Below are 20797 nucleotides of genomic sequence, written 5' to 3'. Positions count from 1 at the left end.
TCCTTTTTTTATTTACCATTAAAACTATTCATTGTATTATTAATTCCTGCTAAGCCAAAAGATTTTATTATTTCAATGCTTTTTTCTAAGCGCTCATTTAATTCTATATTTTCTGTATCTGTCCATTCTCCTAAAACGTAATCCACTTGTTTGCCTTTGCCAAAAGCATCACTAATACCAAACCTAAATCTGTTATATTGAGAAGTGTTCAGCTTATCTTGAGTGTCTTTTAAACCATTATGCCCTCCAGCACTCCCTTTTGTTTTTAGGCGAATACTTCCAAATGGTAGGTTTAAGTCGTCTGTAATTACTAATAAATTTTCCAAAGGAATTTTTTCTTTTGTAAGCCAATAGAGAATCGCTTTTCCACTCAAATTCATGTAAGTGTTCGGTTTAAGAAAAATAAACGTTCTTCCTTTTAATTTGTAGGTCGCAATGGCTCCTAGTTTTTGAGTTTCGAAGGTTATTGCTTCTTTGTTAGCAAAATAGTCTAATACTTTAAAGCCAATGTTATGGCGTGTATGTGAATATTCTGCGCCAATATTTCCTAGGCCAACAATTAAAAATTTCTTCATAGGATCGAGTTCTTCTTTAATGTTTGTTATTTTATTTCTTTTGAAAAATTTTGAAATGCAGTCAAACATGAGTAGAATTGTTTTTGTAAAAATAAAAAAGCATCCTGAATAAATCAGAATGCTTTAATAATATTTATAGAATGTAGTATTTATTCTGCTGCTGCTTCTTCTGGAGTTTCTCCTTCAGCTCCTTCTTCTTCTTCATCCTCATCTTCAGTAACTGCCGCTCTAGAACGTCTTACTAAACAAACTACTGTATTATCTGGGTGCATAAATGAATATGCCTCATTTTCTAATGCAGTAATATATAGTTTGTTACCAATTTTAAGACCTTCAATGTTTGCATCGATAAAATCTGGTAAATTTCCTGGTAAAGCTTTAACTCTTAAGCTACGTTTGTTTTTACGTAAAACACCACCATTACGTACACCTCTTGGGTTTCCAACATAATTTACTGGAATATCCATTGTAATTTCTTTATCCTCGAATACTTGGTAGAAATCTACGTGTAGAATTCTATCTGTAACTGGGTGAAATTGGATGTCTTGTAAAATAGCATTAAAAGTGTCTCCACCTTCTAATTCGATTACAACTGTATGCGCATTAGGTGTGTAAACCAATTTAGAGAATGCTAATTCAGCTGCTGAAAAATGTACTGATTTGTCTCCTCCGTATAATACGCAAGGAACCTGACCAGCATTACGTAAGGCTTTTGTTGCTTTGCCGCCCACGCTTTCTCTTTGAGATCCGTTGATTGTAATTGACTTCATTTTTGTTATTTAAATTTAATTATTAATATACTTATTTGGGTAACCTAAAAGGTTACATTAAAAATTTAGAGCTTATAGATTTGTTAAAATGCACATTGTGCATTACTTCTGCAAATAAATTTGCACAACTTATAACTTTAATTTTTTTACTTTCCTGTTTTAGTGGAATTGAATCTGTTACAATTAGTTCCTCTAATTTAGAATTTTCTATTCTTTCGTAAGCACTACCAGATAATATTGGATGTGTACATATTGCTCTTACACTAATTGCACCACGCTCCATCATTAAATCGGCCGCTTTTGTTAATGTTCCAGCAGTATCAACCATATCATCTACTAAAACTACATTTTTACCTGTTACGTCACCAATTAATTCCATGTGTGAAATCACATTAGCTTTAGCACGTTGTTTATAACATATTACCACATCGCTTTCTAGCGCTTTGGAATAGGCGTAGGCTCTTTTACTTCCTCCCATATCTGGAGAAGCAATCATTAAATTATCTAAATTTAATTCCTTTAGATAAGGTAAAAATACAGTGGATGCAAATAAATGATCTACTGGTTTTTCAAAGAACCCTTGGATTTGATCTGCATGTAAATCCATTGTAATAATTCTAGTAGCACCTGCTACTTCTAGCATTTTAGCAACTAATTTTGCTGCAATTGGCACTCTAGGTTTGTCTTTTCTGTCTTGTCTTGCCCAACCAAAGTATGGTAAAACTGCTGTAATGTGTCTAGCAGAAGCACGCTTTGCGGCATCAATCATTAATAACATTTCCATTAAATTTTCCGAACTTGGATTTGTAGATCCAATTATGAAAATTCTTGTACCACGAATAGACTCTTCGTAAGATGGTTGAAATTCACCATCACTATAAGTCGAGGTAATTACGTTACCTAATTGTACTCCGTAAGCGGCAGCAATTTTCTCGGCCAAAGCTTTACTTTGTGTTATTGAAAAAATTTTTGCGTCTGGCTTAGTATTTGGCATCGTAAAAATGTTTTAAAGTAGTGGAAAACACTACGTTATTTTTAATGAGGTGCAAATTTATAATTTTTTTTCTTTTCTATTGCATAATCACTAGTATTTTTAAGGTGTTTACGTAAAAAAGATATATTTTTGTAATCTCAAATTGCTCAAATGGCGGAATTGGTAGACGCGTTGGATTCAAAATCCAATTTCTTCGGAAGTGTGGGTTCGATTCCCACTTTGAGTACAATAACAAAAGCATCAACTTTAAAGTTGATGCTTTTCTCTTTTTATTATATATTTACAACACCCAAAAAGAAATTTACAATGCTTCAAGAATTATGGTTTAACATACAGTACGGAATTAATCATGTACTAGATATTAACGCTTACGATCATGTGTTATTTTTAATAGTTTTAACCGTTCCTTATTTATTTAAAGATTGGAAACGCGTTTTCATGTTAGTAACAATTTTTACTGTTGGCCATACATTATCACTTATACTCTCTACTTATGGAGCTGTAAAAATTTCGGGAAGCCTTGTAGAGTTTTTAATACCTGTTACTATCTTAATTGTGGCACTATTTAATGTGTTTACCTCAGGAAAAGGAGCTCAGAAAGAGAAAATTGGTATACTTTTTATTTCAACCCTGTTTTTTGGCTTAGTGCATGGTTTGGGATTCGCCAGAGAGTTCAAGTTGTTAGTTGGAGGAGAAGATAATAAGCTGTTAACTCTTTTAGAGTTCGCTTTAGGAATCGAATTAGCTCAAGTGATAATTGTGTTTATTATTTTGTTCTTGGGTTACATTACACAAACAGTTTTTAGATTTACCAAGCGCGATTGGATTATGGTGGTGTCTGCAATAGTTGTTGGTTTAGTAATTCCGATGTTAATAAATAGCCCTTTTTTAAAGTAAGAGACGATAAAGTTTTCATAAATCTTCATTAATAGAATTGTAATTAAAATACTAACACGCTATCTTCGTTGTTGGTAGTGTATTGTGTATTACCACTTTTCTATATTTAATATTAAGCTGAATCAACCTGAGGTATTTTAGTATTAAAAAAAAATCAGAAAGACTAAAAGTGAATATGTCAAAGAATAAACAAGAGAAATACGATAAAGCTTATTTAAGAATCGCTAAAGAGTGGGGGAAGTTGTCTCACTGTGAACGTAAGCAGGTTGGTGCATTAATTGTAAAAGGGCGTATGATTATTAGCGATGGGTTTAATGGAACGCCCACTGGTTTCGAAAACTATTGCGAAGATGATGAAGGTTATACAAAATGGTACGTTTTACATGCCGAAGCAAATGCTATTTTAAAAGTAGCATCCTCCACACAGTCTTGTAAAGGTGCTACTTTATATATAACATTATCACCTTGTAAAGAATGTAGTAAGCTAATACACCAAGCTGGTATAGTTCGTGTCGTTTATAAAGAAGGATATAAAGACGATTCTGGTTTAAGGTTTTTAGAAAAAGCAGGTATCGAAATTGTAAAAATTGAAGATTTAACCGCGTAATAAGAGTATTCTCAATGAAATTAAAAACTAAATATCTGCCTTTACTTTTAGGAGCTGCAATTGCGGTTGGTATTTTTATTGGTGGTTCTTTAGATTTTAACGATAAATCTGATAGTCTTTTTACATCTAATAGTAAAAAAGATAAACTTAATAGGCTTATAGATTACATCGACCATGATTATGTTGAAGATGTAAATACGGATAGCATTGTAGATGTGACGGTTAATGGAATTTTAGACAATCTCGATCCACATTCTGTTTACATTTCAAAAGAAGATATGCAAAGTGTTACCGAGAATATGAAAGGTGATTTTGTAGGTATTGGTATTAGTTTTTATACATTTAAAGATACTATTACTGTAATTAGAGCTATAGAAAATGGTCCTAGCGAGCGTGCTGGATTAAAAGGTGGAGATAGAATAATTACTGCAGATGGAGATTCGTTGTTTGGAAGGGATTTAACAAATGGTGATTTGGCTAAAAAGCTAAAGGGCAAAAAAAATACAGATGTTACTCTAGAGGTTGTAAGAAAAGGAGAGGAAAAGCCTTTGAAATTTAAAGTAACTAGAGGAGATATTCCAATTGTAAGTGTAGATGCGTCTTATATGTTAACTGAATCTTTAGGTTATATAAAAATTAATCGTTTTGCAGAATCTACATATAAAGAATTTAAAAAAGCTTTAACTAAACTTGAGAAAGCTGGAGCTACGGAAGTGGCACTGGATTTAAGAGGGAATCCAGGTGGTTTTTTAGGTATCGCCGAGCGTATTGTTGATGAGTTTTTAGAAGACGACAAGCTTATTCTTTTTACAAAAAATAAAAGAGGTGAAATAGAAGAAAGTTTTGCAACGCGTAAGGGTTCTTTTGAGAAAGGCCATGTTTATGTTCTAATAGACGAGAATTCTGCGTCGGCTAGCGAAATTGTGGCGGGAGCTTTGCAGGATAATGACAAGGGTACTATTGTTGGGCGTCGTTCTTATGGTAAGGGTTTGGTACAGCGCGAAATGCAATTAGGAGATGGAAGCGCTGTAAGATTAACTGTTTCTCGTTATTATACTCCTACAGGTCGATCAATTCAACGTTCTTATAAGAAAGGAAATAGTGATTATTTTGATGATTATTATTCTAGAATAAATAGTGGAGAGTTGCTCGATCCTGAAAAAATTGAAATTGCAGACTCTTTAAAATTTACGACTCCAAAAGGAAAAGTGGTTTATGGAGGAGGAGGAATAATTCCTGATGTCTTTGTGCCTTTAGATGAAGGGATGCAGAATGAGACTATAACTTATTTACAACGTCGCGGATTTGTTGGTAATTTTACTTTCGAGCAATTGGAAAAAGATAGAACTGTTTTTGAAGATATTTCTAAAGAAGATTTTTTAATTAATTATGAAATTGAAGATGAAGTTGTTTTGGATTTTCAAGATTATTTAAATGAAAAACGAAATACTAACATTGTTTTTATTACCTATAAAGAAGAGGTGAAACAATATCTTAAGGCTGCATTGGCAGATCAGCTTTTTGGATATGGTGCTTACGAAGAGGTTTTAAATCAGGGAGATATTATGATTAATGAAGTTATAAACTTAAGTTTAAATAAAGAGTTTACAGATTAGTTTTATCGTGAACCTTAGTTTGCTTTCCGTTATTCCAAAGTGTTAAGATATCTGTAGCAACATGCGCTCCGCTGCCAGAAGCAATTGCAAATTGACTTCTCCAACCAGCAAGAGTTCCAGCGACATATAGGTTTTCTTCAATTAAATGATCTTTATTTTCGAGCCAAATTCTATCTTTTTCGATAGTTGCTCTTGGGTGTGGTTTTATATAACTTTCTAAACCTTCAATGTTTAACAAGTTAGTGTAGCCAACTGCAATAACTACGCGTTTGGTGTTGTATGCTTTTTTGTTTGTAGTGACTAAAAAGCCTTTATCTGTTTTAGAAATTTCGTTTACTTTTTCATTTTCAATTTGAAGAACTTCAGGATATAGATCAGTTAACTGCTGTGTACCATCAGTTAGAATATTTTTGCCTAAAGTGCCAGATTTCAAGCCTAATACGTTATTAAATAGAGCGTTATGCAAGTGAGATGCTTTTTGGTGCGTAATAATAGCAACTTCTTTGCCTTCTGCAAACGGTTTTTTTAATCCAGAACCTAAAACTAAGGCGCAAGATAAACCAGCTGCTCCACCTCCAATAATTAAAGTGTCTAACATTATCCTTTGCTTTTTTCTTCTATTTTTTTAGAAATACGTAATACTTGAAGTAATAATATAGCGCAAAGAGATGCTAAAATTGTGATTGCCGCAATCATGCTTTCTCCTTGGAATGGTTCTTTAAAATCTAGTTTAGTTGCATTGTAAATTATTAATACAACAGCGATAATATTGAGTATAAGTGTGAATATTTTCATAGTACAAATCTAAGCAAAAAGAATTTTAACGTTGTGAGCAAATAGTTTAATTGAGATGGCTAATAATATAACACCAAATACTTTTCTAATAATGCTTATTCCGTTTTGTCCTATAAAGCGTTCAATTCTGCTAGATGTTTTTAGTACAATATAAATTAAAACGACATTCATTAATACAGCAATAATAATATTGCTTATTTCGTATTCTGCTCTAAGCGATAATAATGTTGTTAAACTTCCTGGACCCGCAATTAATGGAAAAGCTAAAGGAAATACAGAAGCCGTCATTGGGTTTGTGTCTTCTTCTTTATATAATGTGATACCTAAAATCATTTCTAGTGCAATAAAAAATAAGATAAAAGAACCAGCCACAGCAAAAGAGCTTACATCGATACCAATAAGGTTTAATATGCTTTTTCCTAAAAATAAAAAGGCAATTAATATTACTCCGGCAATAATTGAAGCTTTTTCACTTTGTATATGTCCAGCTTTTTTGCGTAAGTCTATGATAATTGGAATGTTACCAATAATATCTATTACGGCAAATAGGACCATAAATACTGTAAATATTTCTTTGAAATCGAAATTCATAACTCAGTTTCTTAAATTTTCGGCAAAAGTACTTCTTAATAACAGATTGTCAATATTAATTTGATGTTAAATTTATTATCTAAACATTGAATAATTTCGTGGTATATTTGTATTCTATTCGAGTTTATATTAAGTATGTTTCAATTAGGAAAAACAATAGTTTCAGAGTCTATTATAGAAAACGATTTTGTGTGTAATCTTTCGGCATGTAAAGGTGCATGTTGTATTGATGGAGATGCAGGTGCGCCTCTAACAGTAGAGGAAGCGCAAATTCTTAAAGATATTTATCCAAAAGTAAAGCCGTTTTTAAGGCAAGAAGGAATTGATGCTATCGAAGCTCAAGGAACTTCTATAGTAGCAGATTTCGATGAATTAGAAACACCATTAATTAATGGAGCAGATTGTGCGTATGTTATTTTCGATGAAAAGAAGACAGCATTATGTGCTATCGAAGAAGCGTATAATCAAGGCGAGATATCATGGAAAAAACCAGTATCATGTCATTTATATCCAATTAGAGTAAGGGATTATACCGAGTTTTCTGCTGTTAATTATGATAAATGGGAAATTTGTGACGATGCTTGTAGTTTGGGTAAAGAGCTTCAGGTTCCCGTTTACAAGTTTGTAAAAGAAGCATTGATTAGAAAATTTGGCGAAGATTGGTATTCTGAATTAGAGAAAGTTGCTGCTACCATGAAATAGATTCTACCCTGTTTTTAAATCATAAATTTCTTGAATCGTGATTTCTATATTCGCTTTTTTACCAATCGGCTTATCGTTCTTGTCTAAGTCTTCATTATTAATTTTGTAAGCGTGGTTGTAGTTTTTAGAGAAATATTCTAAACGTTGCAAGGTTGCGTCGATGCCAACAGATTTTCTTTTTTATTAATTTCTTTTCTTTTTGCAGAATCTTCTCTGTTAATACCCTTATCTGTAAGTAAAATACTTGCGAATTTTGAATTTATTTTTTTTTGAAATTACAAAGTAGCACTTCTAGTATTTTTGAATCCTAATTTTGGACGTTGTTCGTCAAAAAAATGCGCTTTTGGTTTAATTTTATAAAGCAGCTGAGTCGTTAATTTGTCAAAATCACCGATTAACGTCTTTACTCAAAAATTATTCAATATTTTAATTGAATTTTATAATAGAATATTTGTGATTTTAAAAAAATCAAGAATGCTTATTTCACTGCTGCTAAGCGATTAAGTTAATTTTAATTCACTAAAAAACAATTAGTTATAAATTTTAGAAAGAACTCCCTAAAACAAAGGGCTTTACCGTTTTGTTAAAAACTTGTTGAAAACGTTTGCAAAATGACCTTTCTTTTTAAGCTACAAATAGCAATCTTTGTGGAGGTTAAAAAGAGTACATTTTTTATGTTCTTAAATAGAAATAAGAACTGAAAATTCGTCTTTTTAGAAACCTCACATTATTCCCTTAAAAAGGGAAATTTTAAACCGTTTTTATAGATTAACAAATAATATTGAATGACACTAAGCGTTCTCGTGTCACTTTAGCTATTAATACAAGAAATATGGAGATTACACAAATTATAAAAAGAGATTACGAAACAAGCCCTTTTGTTTTAAATAAAATCTCTAATGCTATTGAAAAGGCAATGCTTTCTGTCGGAAATGGAACTAAAGAGGATGCGCAAGAAATTTCTTCAAACGTTTTAAGTACGTTAGTAGGAAGAAAGGAAATAGATAACCAATACTTACCAACTGTAGAACAAGTGCAAGATCTTGTTGAAGAGAAGTTAATGGAAAGTGCATTTCACGATGTGGCTAAGGCTTATATCTTATATAGAGATGAGCAAACTAGAAATAGAAAAACAAATATTTTTGAAAAGCGAATAAACCTAAAACCTTACGAGTATCCAGCACTTAATGAGTATGTAGATGCTATTAGACATTCGTACTGGATTCATTCAGAATTCAACTTTACAAGTGATATACAAGATTTTAAAACAAGATTAACTATAGTAGAGCAAAATGCTATTAAAAACACAATGCTAGCTATTTCGCAAATTGAAGTTGCAGTTAAAAGTTTTTGGGGAGATTTGTATAACAAAATGCCTAAGCCAGAAATTGGATCTGTAGGCGCAACTTTTGCAGAAAGTGAAGTAAGACATCATGATGCCTATTCACATCTATTGGAAATTTTAGGTTTAAACAATGAGTTTAAAAACTTAAAAAAGAAGCCTGTAATAATGCGTCGCGTGCAGTATTTAGAGATTGCATTAAAAAATTCGAAAAGTGAAGACAATAAAGAGTTTTCAGAATCTATTTTATTATTCTCTTTATTTATAGAGCATGTGTCTCTTTTCTCTCAGTTTTTAATAATTATGGCTTTTAATAAGCATAAGAACATGCTTAAAGGTGTGTCTAATGTAGTGGAAGCAACTTCTAAAGAAGAACAAATACATGGTGATTTTGGTATTGATATACTTAAAATAATTAAAGACGAAAATCCAACTTGGTTTGATGCAGCGCACGCAACTCAAGTACAAGATTTGTGTAAAGAAGCATTTCAGTCTGAAAGTGATATTATAGACTGGATTTTTGAGGCTGGAGAATTAGATTTCTTACCAAAAGATGTTATAAATGAATTTATTAAAAATCGTTTTAATAACTCTTTAGAAAGTATAGGAATTGAAAAAGTATTTGAAGTAGACGAAAAATTAATTGCCCAAACCGAATGGTTTGACGACGAAATCATTGGAACTAAACATGGAGATTTCTTTGTTAAGCGATCAATAAACTATAGTAAAAGAACAAAAAGTATAACTAGCGACGATTTATTTTAAACATGAGCAACCAAACGAAACAAAACACAGAAGCAAATCTAGGTCAAGATGCAAAAGCATCTAACTACGATGAATTAATTAACGCTAGAAAAGAAACTATTAAAGAAAATAAAAAAGAAGCTACTGCGCAACCAGAGATTAAGTGGTTAACAGAAAACAGTCGTAAGTTTTTAGCTTCAGGTTACCTAACAGGTGATACAACTCCAGAAGAACGTATAAGAGAAATTGCAGAGAACGCAGAATCTATTTTAAAAATCGATGGCTTTGCAGATAAGTTTTATGGTTATATGGCAGAAGGCTATTACTCATTAGCTTCTCCAGTTTGGTCTAACTTTGGTAAAAAAAGAGGTTTACCAATTAGTTGTTTTGGATCGCATATAGATGATGATATGGGAGATATTCTATATACACAATCTGAAGTAGGAATGATGTCTAAATTAGGAGGTGGTACTTCTGGTTACTTTGGTAAGTTACGTCATAGAGGTGCTCCTGTTAAAAATAACGGAGAATCTTCTGGAGCAGTACATATTATGCAACTGTTTGAAAAAATGGTAGATGTAGTAAGTCAAGGTTCTGTAAGAAGAGGCCGTTTTTCTCCTTACTTGCCAATAGATCACCCAGATATTCACGAGTTTTTAGAAATAGGAACAGAAGGAAACCCAATACAAGAATTAACACATGGTGTTACTGTTGGGAATGACTGGATGCAAGAAATGATTGACGGAGATCAAGACAAAAGAGCAATCTGGGCAAAAGTATTACAACGTAGAGGAGAGATAGGGTATCCTTATATCTTTTTTAGAGATAATGCTAACAATACAGCTCCAGATGTGTATCAAGATAAAAATCATGAAATTTACGCGAGTAATTTATGTTCGGAAATCATGTTACCAACAAACGACAGATGGTCTTTTGTATGTGTATTGTCTTCAATAAACGTATTACATTACGATAAGTGGAAAGATACTGATGCCGTAGAAACTATGGTACAGTTTTTAGATGCTGTTTTAGAAGAGTTTATTACAAAGTTAGAGGATTATAGAGATTCAGATAATAGAGACGATAGGCAAACGTTCATGTTCATGGAAAAAGCTTATAATTTTTCTAAAGAAAATAGAGCTTTAGGTTTAGGAGCTTTAGGATGGCACTCTTTATTACAATCTAAAATGTTACCTTTTGATAGCCAAGAAGCGTTTGATTTAAATAGTGAAATATTTAAAACCATTCAAGAGAAGTCTGTTAAGGCATCAGAAGAGTTAGCTGAGTTATTTGGAGAGCCAGAAGTATTAAAAGGATACGGAAGACGTAATACTACTTTAAATGCAGTAGCGCCAACAACATCTTCAGCATTTATTTTAGGACAAGTATCTCAAGGTATCGAGCCAATTTGGTCTAACTGTTATGTAAAAGATATTGCAAAAATAAAAACGACTATTAAAAATCCGTTTTTATTAGAGCTGTTAAAAGAGAAAGGATTAAATACTGTAGATACTTGGAAGAGTATACGTGATTTTGATGGTTCTGTACAACATTTAGAAGGACTTACAGATCATGAAAAAGAAGTGTTTAAAACCTATTCTGAAATAGATCAAATGACATTAATCTATCAAGCAGCAAATAGACAAAACCATATCGATCAAGGACAATCTTTAAACATAATGGTACATCCAGATATGCCAGTTAAAGAGATTAATAACATATATGTTACAGCTTGGAAATTAGGAGTTAAATCTCTGTATTACCAACACAGTATGAATGCTGCTCAGAAATTTAAACAAAAGAAAGAGTGTGCTAGTTGTGAAGGATAATTAGTACTGTTTAGATAAAAATTTAAGAAAACCATCTTGAAATATAGATGGTTTTTTAAGGCTCAATTTTGAATTGTTAAAAACAATACAAAGTGTTGTTTAACAGGTTTTTATGTGTAATTTTTAGTGAAAACTTGTTGACAACGATTATCATATAAATTAGCCTATAAAAAGGTTTAGAACTATTTTTATATAAATGATAGTAAAATAAATGAAGAGTTAGAAAAGAAAAAAAACAGAGGGATATCGAAATATCCCACTTGGTTTTTTTGATTACAAAATTGGTTCCGACGCCTAAGTTGTATTAAAAAAAGGAAATGAGGTTAGCTCACCTCTCTTTTCGTTCTCCAAACGTACGAAATTAGAATCTTTCAGCCAAGTTAAATATTTCAACTGATAGCAAAGTTGTTGATAAGTCTAATTATATAAGACTTTATGGGTCTAATAATTTATCAACTAATCTGCTACAATATGTTAACAACTAGAATTTCACTTAATTAAAGTGGTGTTCAAATTAAATATTTAATAAACATGAAGAGTAATTACGTGATATCAATAAATCAATTAGCTGATTTTTCAAACGGAAGTGATGCGAAAAAAAGAAGAATCATTAAGCAACAAAAACAGCCAAATAAATTTATGGTTGCTTGGTATCAATTACCAAAAGCTAGAATTAGAAAAGCAATTTCAACTAATTGTGATTTAGAGCCAATTTTAAATGGTATTGAAGAACTTAAGCTTAGAAAACCTGAAATGCCAAGACAAATTGCTAATAGACAAGTTTCGTTAGAAGCCTTAAGGCGATTTGTCAATATTAAATTACCAAAACTACTTAAAGATGTACCAAATGAAATAATAAAAAAAGTTCCATCTAAATCTATAATAATTAATGGAGTAGAAATTATTATTTCTCCGGACGTTATTTATAAACTTAAAATAAATGAGAAAGTTTATATAGGAGGTGTTAAAGTTCACATTTCTAAAAACAATATTTTTGATAATCAACAGTCACGATATATTTCAAGTTTAATATATAAGTATCTTAAAGAAGTGGTAGCAGAAGAAGGAGAAGATGTTTTAGAGGAACTTTGTTTGTCGATTGATGTATTTGGTGAAAAAGTTATTTCAACACCAAATAATTTCCCTAAAGCGATTAATGACATAGAGTTTATCTGTGAAGAAGTAAAATCTATTTGGAATGTAGCTTAAATAAAAAGCGCTTCAACTCAATTGATGCGCTTTATATAAAAGTTTAAATCTGGAAAAAAGGAACTTCTGTCCAGAACCTAATGTTTTATTAGTTGATTTTCAGAGCTCAAATATATAAAATGATTAGGCAAAAAAGAATTTTCATATTGTTTAATTAAAACCTTAATTATTATGGCGACAAAAGCTAGAATAACGAAGCACAGAAGTGCTAAGACTGGTGAGTATGTTACTAAGAAGTACGCAGAAAAGCATCCAGCAACTACTGTGAAAGAGACTAGAAGAAAATAGTTTCTTAAATTAAAAAGCATCTTCGTTTAGAAGATGCTTTTTTTATAATATTAATTTACTAATATTAGTTCGCTGCCATTAAAGCAAAAAACTTATCAATATTAGGAAGTAAAATTATTCTAGTACGTCTGTTTTTAGAACGTCCTTCTCTAGATGTGTTATCTGTTAAAGGTTGGTAACTACTACGTCCAGAAGCAATTAATTTTTCTGGTGCAACATTAAAATCGTTTTGTAATTTTCTAACAACAGAAGTTGCTCTTAAAACACTTAAGTCCCAATTATCTGAAACCTTAGCTGTATTAATTGTTCTAGCATCTGTATGACCTTCAACCATAACATCTATACTTGGCTCAGAGTTTATAACATCTGCTAATTTTTTCAAAATACCATTTGCTTTGTTACTTAATCTATAGCTTCCGCTGTTAAAAAGCATTTTATCGCTAATAGAAATCATAACTACAGTTTCGTTAATATTTACAGAGATATCTTCATCTTCATTTAAAGAACTTGTATCAATTACACGATTTAAACTGTACTCTACTGCAAGATTCATAGAATCTTTTAATGTTCTTGCTTGACTCAACTTATATGGATCTACTTTAGTTAAAGTATTTCTCATTTGTTGTTTCGTTAAATTTGACGCCACAGTACCATCTGGAGCTATGTCAATTTTACTGTCATTTTCTATTTGTAATCCTTCGTTGTCTGTAACTAAAGAGTTTATTTTTGCGTTATATTCACTTACACGAGTTTCAATTTTAGCGAATTTTGCTTCAAGTTCTTCTTTCTCAATCTTAGTTTTAGTTAGTTCACTAATAGCTTCACCTTTTTCTTGCTCTAGTGCTACGTATTTCTTTTTTGAGACACAACTTGCAAGGATAATAAATGCGAATACTGCTGTTGCTGTTTTTTTAATAGTCATAATTAAGTTTTAGAATTTAATATAGTTACGATGAATATACATTTATGGACTTTGTTATAATTAGATTTTAAATAAACTTTAACAAATGACAATGTCTATTATTTGATATTAGATTAATTATATTGAAGCTTTTAAAAGAATAAAAAAATAATGGACAGTAAGCTAAAAGAAGTTGCGTTGGTGTTTTTTAAATTAGGGTGCTTTGCCTTTGGAGGTCCAGCAGCACATATTGCAATGATGGAAGATGAGGTTATAACCAAACGCAAATGGATGACGCGTGATTATTTTTTAGACCTTATTGGAACTACTAATTTAATTCCAGGACCAAATTCTACAGAAATGACTATGCATTGTGGTTACGAACGTGCTGGTAACAAAGGTCTTTTTGTAGCAGGATTAGCCTTTATTTTACCAGCAATTACTATTACTGCTTTATTGGCTTATTTGTATGTTAAGTATGGAGAGTTGCCAGAAGTGGCTCCTTTTATTTTTGGTATTAAACCAGCAGTACTAGCTATTATAGCAGCAGCAGTTATAAAGTTGGGCAAGAAAGCTGTTAAATCTAAAGAATTAGCTGTTTTAGGTGTGTTAGTTTTAATTGTTACACTATTAGGTGTAAACGAAATTACGGCGCTATTAGGGGCAGGAGTTTTAGGAATGCTCTATTTTTATATTAAAGAAAAAAAGATATCAAGCCTAAACAGTTTTTCTCCCCTGCTTTTTTCTTCAGGAATAGGTGCTGTGTTGGCAAATTTATCCACATTAAAAGTGTTTTTGGTGTTTTTAAAAGTGGGTGCTATTTTATATGGAAGCGGTTATGTGCTTTTTGCTTATTTAGATGCAGAGTTAGTAACAACAGGTTTGTTAACAAGAGCAGAATTAATAGATGCTATTGCAGTTGGGCAGTTTACACCTGGACCAGTATTATCGACTTCTACTTTTATAGGCTATCAGCTTTCAGGATTTAGTGGAGCTTTAGCGGCTACAACAGGTATCTTTTTACCTTCGTTTTTATTCGTATTAATTCTCAATCCTTTTATTCCAAAAATGAGAAACTCTAAAATATTACGTTACTTTTTAGATGCGGTCAATGTTGCGGCAGTTGCTGTTATGCTTTCAGTATTAGTTATAATGGCAAAAGAAACGTTATTAGATTGGAGAGGCATAGTAATAGCAATAATTGCAACAGTATTGGTTTTTAAATCTAGAGTAAGTCCAATTTGGATTATTGTAATGGGAGCAGCGCTTGGTTTCGTTTTAATTAAGGTCTTATAGTTATTAAAACAAGAAAGCCATCATTTTAAGTGATGGCTTTCTTTGTCTTTATAATAGATTGTCTATTCTTCGGTCTCTGGAATAGTTGCTATTTCTACAGAACTATCATGAGAAGCGTAATACTCTTCTAATAAGTTCATGGTTGCAGATAATAAATCTTTAGTTTCTAGTAATAAGCTAAAGTATAGCGTTGTATTTTTTGGACTAGATTCCTCAGTTCTTGTTCTTGCAACTTGCTTAACAATTTTTGAAGTAACTAAATCAAATAATTCCTTTTTACGACCTATAATACCACCAATTTGTTCGAATGATCTAGAATCGAAAGCATTTTTAGTATCATTAAAAAGTGTTTCTAAAGCTACGTTAACTTCTTTCAGTTCTTTAATCTGACTAAACTTAAGGTTTTTATGGTTGTTGTTAATGTGTTTATGACTTGCTTTTGATATATATTCTAAAGATTGTGTCATGTCTTGTAAGTAGCCTAAAATATTAATATAGAAACTACTCGCTCTAAGACTTGTTTCATCTAAATTTTTAATAAAATAGAAGATGTTATCTCTTAAACTATCTACCTCATCCGATAGTTTAGTAACCTGTTTTTTATTCTTTTTAAGTAACGAAGTATCTTGTTTTGCAAGACCTCTAATAGCATTACTATAGATAGTGTTTCCACGTTTTACCACACTTGCAATATTACTAGCGCTTTCATGTATTACACCTTGTACAGAGCTACTTCCAGTTGCTTTTAAGCTGTCTTCATCAATTGTTTTATTTGAAGATTCTTTATGTGCTAAATAGTTTCTAACTAATAAGAATCCTGTTATTAACAATAAAATAGGAGTCATTACTCTTGGGTTCCAGCTAATTAAAAATACTACAATACCAGCTGCCATGAATGCACCAAATGCAGTACCAAACCAACCACCAATAACATTTAATACACCAGCAACTCTATAAACAGCACTTTCTCTTCCCCAAGCGCGATCTGCAAAAGACGATCCCATAGCAACCATAAACGTTACATATGTTGTAGATAATGGTAGTTTCATGGATGTTGCAATAGCAATTAAAACACCAGCAACCATTAAGTTTACCGAAGCTCTAATCATATCAAAAGCAGGAGCATCTATACTTTGATCTTTCGTTAAGGCAGCAGTATCGGGTTTTTCAAAACTTTTACCCATACTTTCTTGAAGCGACTTAGGTATAATAGAACTTATAGCATTAGATAACCAAGTTGTACCTTTTACAACACCTCTTGACAACATGTTTGGTTCAAATTTTTCATGTGTATCTCCTTGACGAGATAGACTTAATTCAGTTTCAGCAACTGTTTTAGCTTTTTTAGAAAACCATAATGTTAAAACCATTATTGCACCAGCGATAAATAGTAGAAAAGGTTCTGCTGGCATTTTTTTGCTTAAAATAGACATAGACATTGTGCTATCCATACCTCCAGCAATCCATGCTTCGTAAGAGTGATATGCAGCCATTGGTACACCAATAAAATTCACTAAATCGTTACCAGAGAATGCTAATGCTAAACCAAAAGTTCCAACTGCGATTACTACTAATAATATTGATTTTTTTGTAATGGTTTGAAAAGCAAAAGAAACACCCAACCATAGTAAAAAACTACCAAGGATAATAAGGATTTCTTTACCTTCAATAAATCCTTTTAAATCGTTGTAATATGGTGAACCTTTTAATCCTTTTAAAAAGATAAAATAGGTAATAGCTGTTAAACAGAAGGCTCCAAAAAAGGCACCAAAGTTTTTAATTCTTTTTTCATATTGAAAAGTAAAAACTAATCTTGATAGCCATTGTACAAAAGCTCCAACAGTAAAAGCTATAAAAACAGACATTACAATACCTCGAATAATTTCTACGGCCTTTTTTGTATTTATATAGTCACCTATATCTGCTAAAGTTTGTGTGCTATCTGGTGCGTTAATTTTAATTAAAGACATAACTACAGCTGCTCCTAATAAATTAAAGACAATAGATACAGTTGTTGAGGTTGGTAAACCTAAGGTGTTAAAGAAATCTAGCAATAGAATATCTGTAATCATTACGGCCATAAAAATGTACATAATCTCTTCGAAACTAAACATCGCAGGCACAAAAATACCTTTACGTGCTACTTCCATCATTCCGCTAGAAAATACAGCTCCAATAAAGATACCTAAACTAGCAACTATCATTATTGTTCGCAAAGAAATAGCTTTAGAACCAATCGCTGAGTTTAAGAAATTAATTGCATCGTTGCTTACTCCAACTACAATATCTGCTACTGCCAATACAGTAATAGCAATTAACATAAATAAATACATGTTTTCCATAATTTTTGATTTTGCAAATATCTTGAGTGATACCTATTGTAATGTTATCTCAATGTTATTAAATAATTATTGTTTAAAAGTGTATATCGAATCCAATTCTAAAGGTGATGTTATCTTTATTGCCAGCTACAGTTGTATAGCTTAAGTCACTCTGCACCTTTAATTTGTGACCAACAATGTATTTTGAGCCGCCTAAAGTGTATTGTTCTTGAGGGTCGCTTCCTGTTACTGTATCAAAATCTAATGTGGTAAAGCGTCCTGCAATTTCGTAATTGCTTTTAAACATATAACCAGCTTGCAAATTTAATGCATTTCCAGTTAAAACAACATCTCCAGTTGGTGTACCGTCTAAGTCAATGGCAATAGGATTTTCTGCACTACGAGAAGCATATTCTCCCATAAAAGAGAAGCCTTTATATTTAAACATTGTATCTATAAACACGGTTGTAATGTCTGTTTCGTATAATGAGTCGTCACTTCTAAACATATAATCTCCTAATCCGTTACGGTCTCTAACTGCATCTTGGTTGTAATTATATGTAGCACCTATCATTAATTTTGGTGTTTGCTCTCTTTTTATAGCAGCTTGGATATAATCTCCTTTAGATTGAAACTCGCCAAATGGTAAAAACTCTAAGCGACCGGTGTATTGTAGTCCACCAATATTCCCTTCACTAACATTACGTCCTTCTCCTTGAGAAATGGCTAGTTTTTCACGCATTAAAAAATCACCTCCTAAATTAAATTTATGTCGTAATTGGATACCTAAATCACGATCTATATTAAAACGACTGTTTAATAAAGAGCGATCTACTAATTGAAGATTTGCAGAAGATACAACACGCTCTACGTTTCCTGGTAATTTTGTTTGTCCAGCCCAAAGTTCAAAATTTTCGGCAAAGTTCCACATAATAACAGCATCAAGAATAATTCGAGGTGTGTTTCTATTAAAGTCATTTGCACCAGAAATATCTCTATTAGAGACGCCTAACTCTATTTTATATTTTAATTTAGGACTGTAAGCAAAGCCACTAAACTTTAAACGTGCTCGGCGTACAATAAAATTATGTTCTGGACTTTCGTATTGATTGCCGTCATAATCCCATGAAGATATTGAGCGGACTTGAAATCTTGGAGCAAATTTTATACTAAACGAACTATCTTTTGCCGTAAAGTTTATCATGCCTTTACCAAATTTAGTGTCACTTATTTCTTGTGCATTCGTAGAAATTAAAGCACATAAAAATAATGCCGTTAGGGTAATTTTAAGTCTCATTATAATCTTTAGTTTTTTGTCGATGCAAATAACTGATTCTAATGTTAACTGAATGTTTCTAAATAATTAACTTTTTAATGTAAAAACATACAAAAAGAGGCTGCCTTGGCCAAAGCAGCCTCATTAGAAATCATAATAATGTAGTCGACAAAAACTAATAGATTATATGAAAAACTAATTGTTTGTCTTAAGACATAGCAAAGATGGTAACCTTAGTTAAAGTTAATGTAAACCTAGTATTAAGTAATTATTAAGCTTTTTGGAGTTAAATAAAATAGTTAAAATTCTAATAAACAAGTAGTTGCAGTCGCAATGTTAATTTAATGTTACGTAATTGTTGTTTTAATGTTACTAAATACGTATCTTTGAATTATAATGTTAAAACCCATAATTATGAAGAAATCAATTTTATTTTCAATTGCCTTTTTAATGGCTGTGGTAACTTTCGCTCAAGAAAAGCGAGACTTAAAACTTAACGAAGACACTAATTTAATAGAAGTTGTTTATTATCATGACAATGGAGTTGTAAGCCAAACAGGTGCTTATACTGCAGATGGTAAATTACAAGGTGAGTGGCTTAGTTATAACACACAAGGCAAGAAACAAGTTTCTGCAAATTATGATAATGGTAAAAAAGTCGGCAAGTGGTTAATCTGGAAAGATGCTACTCTAAAAGAAGTAGATTATAACAATAATGCGATTACAAGTGTTAGTGATTGGAAGGTAAAATCTCCGGTTGCTGATAATAATTAGATTATTGAAACTATTACAAATAAAAAAATTATATTAGACTGAAGATGTTTTTTTATTTGTAATAGTTTTATTGTTTACTACTCTACTGTCCAGTTTGCTCCCCAAGTAGCATAATCTGTACCAGTTGCAGTACCTTCACTTGTGTACAAATCTGCATCAGTAAAAGTAACTGTTGTATCGTTTTTCATGTTTAATGTAACATCTACAAAAGTAACACCTGTTACTTGTAAATCGTCACTTACAACACCATTTCCAGTATCTAAATCATCTAAATCAAAACCTTCAGCATAACCAGTAATATGAATGTTTGAAAAGATACCTTGAGTACCAGCTCTTAATCTTACAGCTTCAGACGAGTTAGCAGAACCGTCTCCTATAATTGTTACGTTGTTTACTGTTGGCTTAGAGAAAATACCTGTAGCATTACTAAAATCTGTATTGTAACCATCTGCTTCAATAGCTTTGTCATCTGTAGCTCTGTTAGAAATATAAACATCTGTTAAAGTTCCAGAGAAACCTTCAGTCCAATCTACTGAATCATCTTCAGCGTTTATAACCGAGATAAAACTTGCGTTTACTGTACCACCAAAAAACTCAACACCATCATCTTTACCTTCGATAGCTTGAATGTAATTTACAGTTGTTCCACTTCCAACACCGTAGAAAGAAAATCCGTTGTTTTCAGATTGTCCATCTGCTGCACCACCAGAATATTCTACTCTTACGTAGTTTAAAGAGCCAGAATTATCATTAGCAATATTACCACCATAAGGTAAGCTAGCAATTTCTGAAGTAGCTGTAGCCGATCCTGTAACAGAATTTATTGGCGCTTTTCCTAATAATATTAATCCGCCCCAATCTCCAGCTTGTGGATTAGATGAATCTGAAGTAAATACAATTGGACAACTAGCAGTACCATTTGCTATAATTTGAGCACCTTGAGAGATTGCAATGTAAACATCTGCACCAGAAGATAAAGCTTCTATTGTCATACAAGGAGGGACAGTTAATGTTGTTCCGCTTGCCATAATTAAAGAACCATTAACTTTGTATGTGTTGTTAATGTCAAGTGTTAAATCTTCAGTATAAGTACCAGATAAGAAAATAGTTTGCGGGTCTGTTCCAGTTTCACCACCTGTAGTGTTGTTTGTAGTTGAGTTTATTACGATATCAGAAGTATCGTCTGTTGTGCAAGAAAATACTGAAGCTAATAGTGCTAATCCTAAAATTAATTGTTTTTTCATCGTGTTCTTTTTTAGTTTTATTTTTA

General features: G+C 31.8%; 20 protein-coding genes and 1 tRNA gene. 10 read left to right on the top strand and 11 right to left on the bottom strand.

Features of this window, described 5'->3' with window-relative positions; all coding sequences use genetic code 11:
- Positions 1-8: 8 nt before the first annotated feature.
- From pth to ASC44_RS07550, 3 genes are all read right to left on the bottom strand, one after another.
- Positions 9-575: an aminoacyl-tRNA hydrolase gene (pth, locus tag ASC44_RS07560; protein WP_241491417.1), complete on the bottom strand. Its 567-nt coding sequence runs from the start codon at positions 573-575 to the stop codon at positions 9-11.
- A 149-nt stretch (positions 576-724) separates the two neighbouring features.
- Positions 725-1345, bottom strand: coding sequence for a 50S ribosomal protein L25/general stress protein Ctc (locus ASC44_RS07555; RefSeq protein WP_055447005.1), 621 nt, complete (start codon positions 1343-1345; stop codon positions 725-727).
- A 52-nt stretch (positions 1346-1397) separates the two neighbouring features.
- Complete coding sequence (locus ASC44_RS07550; protein ID WP_055447004.1) at positions 1398-2339, bottom strand: ribose-phosphate pyrophosphokinase; 942 nt, start codon at positions 2337-2339, stop codon at positions 1398-1400.
- A gap of 144 nt (positions 2340-2483) precedes the next feature.
- On the opposite strand from ASC44_RS07550, the gene ASC44_RS07545 reads away from it, so the two are divergent.
- From ASC44_RS07545 to ASC44_RS07530, 4 genes are all read left to right on the top strand, one after another.
- Positions 2484-2565 (top strand) — tRNA-Leu (locus tag ASC44_RS07545).
- A gap of 80 nt (positions 2566-2645) precedes the next feature.
- On the top strand, positions 2646-3236 hold the full coding sequence (locus tag ASC44_RS07540; RefSeq protein WP_055447003.1) for a HupE/UreJ family protein: 591 nt from the start codon (positions 2646-2648) through the stop codon (positions 3234-3236).
- A 175-nt stretch (positions 3237-3411) separates the two neighbouring features.
- A complete protein-coding gene (locus ASC44_RS07535) occupies positions 3412-3843 on the top strand; it encodes a deoxycytidylate deaminase (protein ID WP_055447002.1) in 432 nt (143 codons plus the stop codon).
- A gap of 14 nt (positions 3844-3857) precedes the next feature.
- Complete coding sequence (locus ASC44_RS07530; protein WP_055447001.1) at positions 3858-5459, top strand: S41 family peptidase; 1602 nt, start codon at positions 3858-3860, stop codon at positions 5457-5459.
- Here the strand turns inward: ASC44_RS07530 and ASC44_RS07525 are convergent.
- The 3 genes from ASC44_RS07525 to ASC44_RS07515 are packed head-to-tail and all read right to left on the bottom strand — an operon-like array spanning position 5449 to position 6845.
- Complete coding sequence (locus ASC44_RS07525) at positions 5449-6057, bottom strand: NAD(P)-binding domain-containing protein (RefSeq protein WP_055447000.1); 609 nt, start codon at positions 6055-6057, stop codon at positions 5449-5451. The two genes, ASC44_RS07530 and ASC44_RS07525, sit on opposite strands and share 11 nt — an antisense overlap.
- Positions 6057-6254: a hypothetical protein gene (locus ASC44_RS07520; protein ID WP_055446999.1), complete on the bottom strand. Its 198-nt coding sequence runs from the start codon at positions 6252-6254 to the stop codon at positions 6057-6059. The genes ASC44_RS07525 and ASC44_RS07520 overlap by 1 nt, the downstream gene beginning before the upstream one ends.
- Positions 6255-6263: 9 nt before the next feature.
- Positions 6264-6845, bottom strand: coding sequence for a MarC family protein (locus ASC44_RS07515; RefSeq protein ID WP_055446998.1), 582 nt, complete (start codon positions 6843-6845; stop codon positions 6264-6266).
- Between the two features lie 135 nt (positions 6846-6980).
- On the opposite strand from ASC44_RS07515, the gene ASC44_RS07510 reads away from it, so the two are divergent.
- Complete coding sequence (locus ASC44_RS07510) at positions 6981-7547, top strand: DUF3109 family protein (protein WP_055446997.1); 567 nt, start codon at positions 6981-6983, stop codon at positions 7545-7547.
- A 3-nt stretch (positions 7548-7550) separates the two neighbouring features.
- Here the strand turns inward: ASC44_RS07510 and ASC44_RS18040 are convergent, their stop codons facing one another.
- Complete coding sequence (locus ASC44_RS18040) at positions 7551-7697, bottom strand: hypothetical protein (RefSeq protein WP_161805009.1); 147 nt, start codon at positions 7695-7697, stop codon at positions 7551-7553.
- 682 nt (positions 7698-8379) lie between these two features.
- On the opposite strand from ASC44_RS18040, the gene ASC44_RS07505 reads away from it, so the two are divergent.
- The 3 genes from ASC44_RS07505 to ASC44_RS07495 all read left to right on the top strand — a co-directional run bounded on the left by ASC44_RS07505 (position 8380) and on the right by ASC44_RS07495 (position 12671).
- The gene (locus ASC44_RS07505) at positions 8380-9654 is read left to right on the top strand and encodes a ribonucleotide-diphosphate reductase subunit beta (protein ID WP_055447922.1); all 1275 of its coding nucleotides are present in this window, start codon (positions 8380-8382) and stop codon (positions 9652-9654) included.
- A gap of 2 nt (positions 9655-9656) precedes the next feature.
- Entirely contained in the window at positions 9657-11462 is a 1806-nt protein-coding gene (locus ASC44_RS07500; protein WP_055446996.1) for a ribonucleoside-diphosphate reductase subunit alpha, read from the top strand.
- A gap of 531 nt (positions 11463-11993) precedes the next feature.
- A complete protein-coding gene (locus tag ASC44_RS07495) occupies positions 11994-12671 on the top strand; it encodes a hypothetical protein (protein ID WP_055446995.1) in 678 nt (225 codons plus the stop codon).
- Positions 12672-13023: 352 nt separating this feature from the next.
- On the opposite strand, the gene ASC44_RS07490 is transcribed toward ASC44_RS07495, so the two are convergent.
- Positions 13024-13881, bottom strand: a complete 858-nt coding sequence (locus tag ASC44_RS07490) for an OmpA/MotB family protein (protein ID WP_152973292.1) — start codon at positions 13879-13881, stop codon at positions 13024-13026.
- A gap of 150 nt (positions 13882-14031) precedes the next feature.
- On the opposite strand from ASC44_RS07490, the gene chrA reads away from it, so the two are divergent.
- Positions 14032-15156 carry a chromate efflux transporter gene (chrA, locus tag ASC44_RS07485; protein WP_055446994.1) on the top strand — a complete coding sequence of 375 codons (1125 nt, stop codon included), beginning with the start codon at positions 14032-14034 and terminating at the stop codon, positions 15154-15156.
- A gap of 62 nt (positions 15157-15218) precedes the next feature.
- Here the strand turns inward: chrA and ASC44_RS07480 are convergent, their stop codons facing one another.
- Both ASC44_RS07480 and ASC44_RS07475 read right to left on the bottom strand, forming a co-directional pair.
- Positions 15219-17498, bottom strand: a complete 2280-nt coding sequence (locus tag ASC44_RS07480; protein WP_055446993.1) for an inorganic phosphate transporter — start codon at positions 17496-17498, stop codon at positions 15219-15221.
- Between the two features lie 73 nt (positions 17499-17571).
- Positions 17572-18774, bottom strand: coding sequence for a porin (locus tag ASC44_RS07475; protein WP_055446992.1), 1203 nt, complete (start codon positions 18772-18774; stop codon positions 17572-17574).
- A gap of 393 nt (positions 18775-19167) precedes the next feature.
- Here ASC44_RS07475 and ASC44_RS07470 point away from each other — a divergent pair, with 393 nt between their 5' ends.
- The gene (locus ASC44_RS07470; protein ID WP_055446991.1) at positions 19168-19527 is read left to right on the top strand and encodes a toxin-antitoxin system YwqK family antitoxin; all 360 of its coding nucleotides are present in this window, start codon (positions 19168-19170) and stop codon (positions 19525-19527) included.
- A 77-nt stretch (positions 19528-19604) separates the two neighbouring features.
- Here the strand turns inward: ASC44_RS07470 and ASC44_RS07465 are convergent, their stop codons facing one another.
- The gene (locus ASC44_RS07465; protein ID WP_055446990.1) at positions 19605-20771 is read right to left on the bottom strand and encodes a hypothetical protein; all 1167 of its coding nucleotides are present in this window, start codon (positions 20769-20771) and stop codon (positions 19605-19607) included.
- Between the last annotated feature and the right edge of the window lie 26 nt (positions 20772-20797).

The sequence above is a fragment of the Lacinutrix mariniflava genome (genome assembly GCF_001418015.1).
Lineage (GTDB): Bacteria > Bacteroidota > Bacteroidia > Flavobacteriales > Flavobacteriaceae > Lacinutrix > Lacinutrix mariniflava.
Note: the sequence above shows the minus strand (reverse complement) of the source record. Positions and strands in the feature narration are given on the sequence as shown.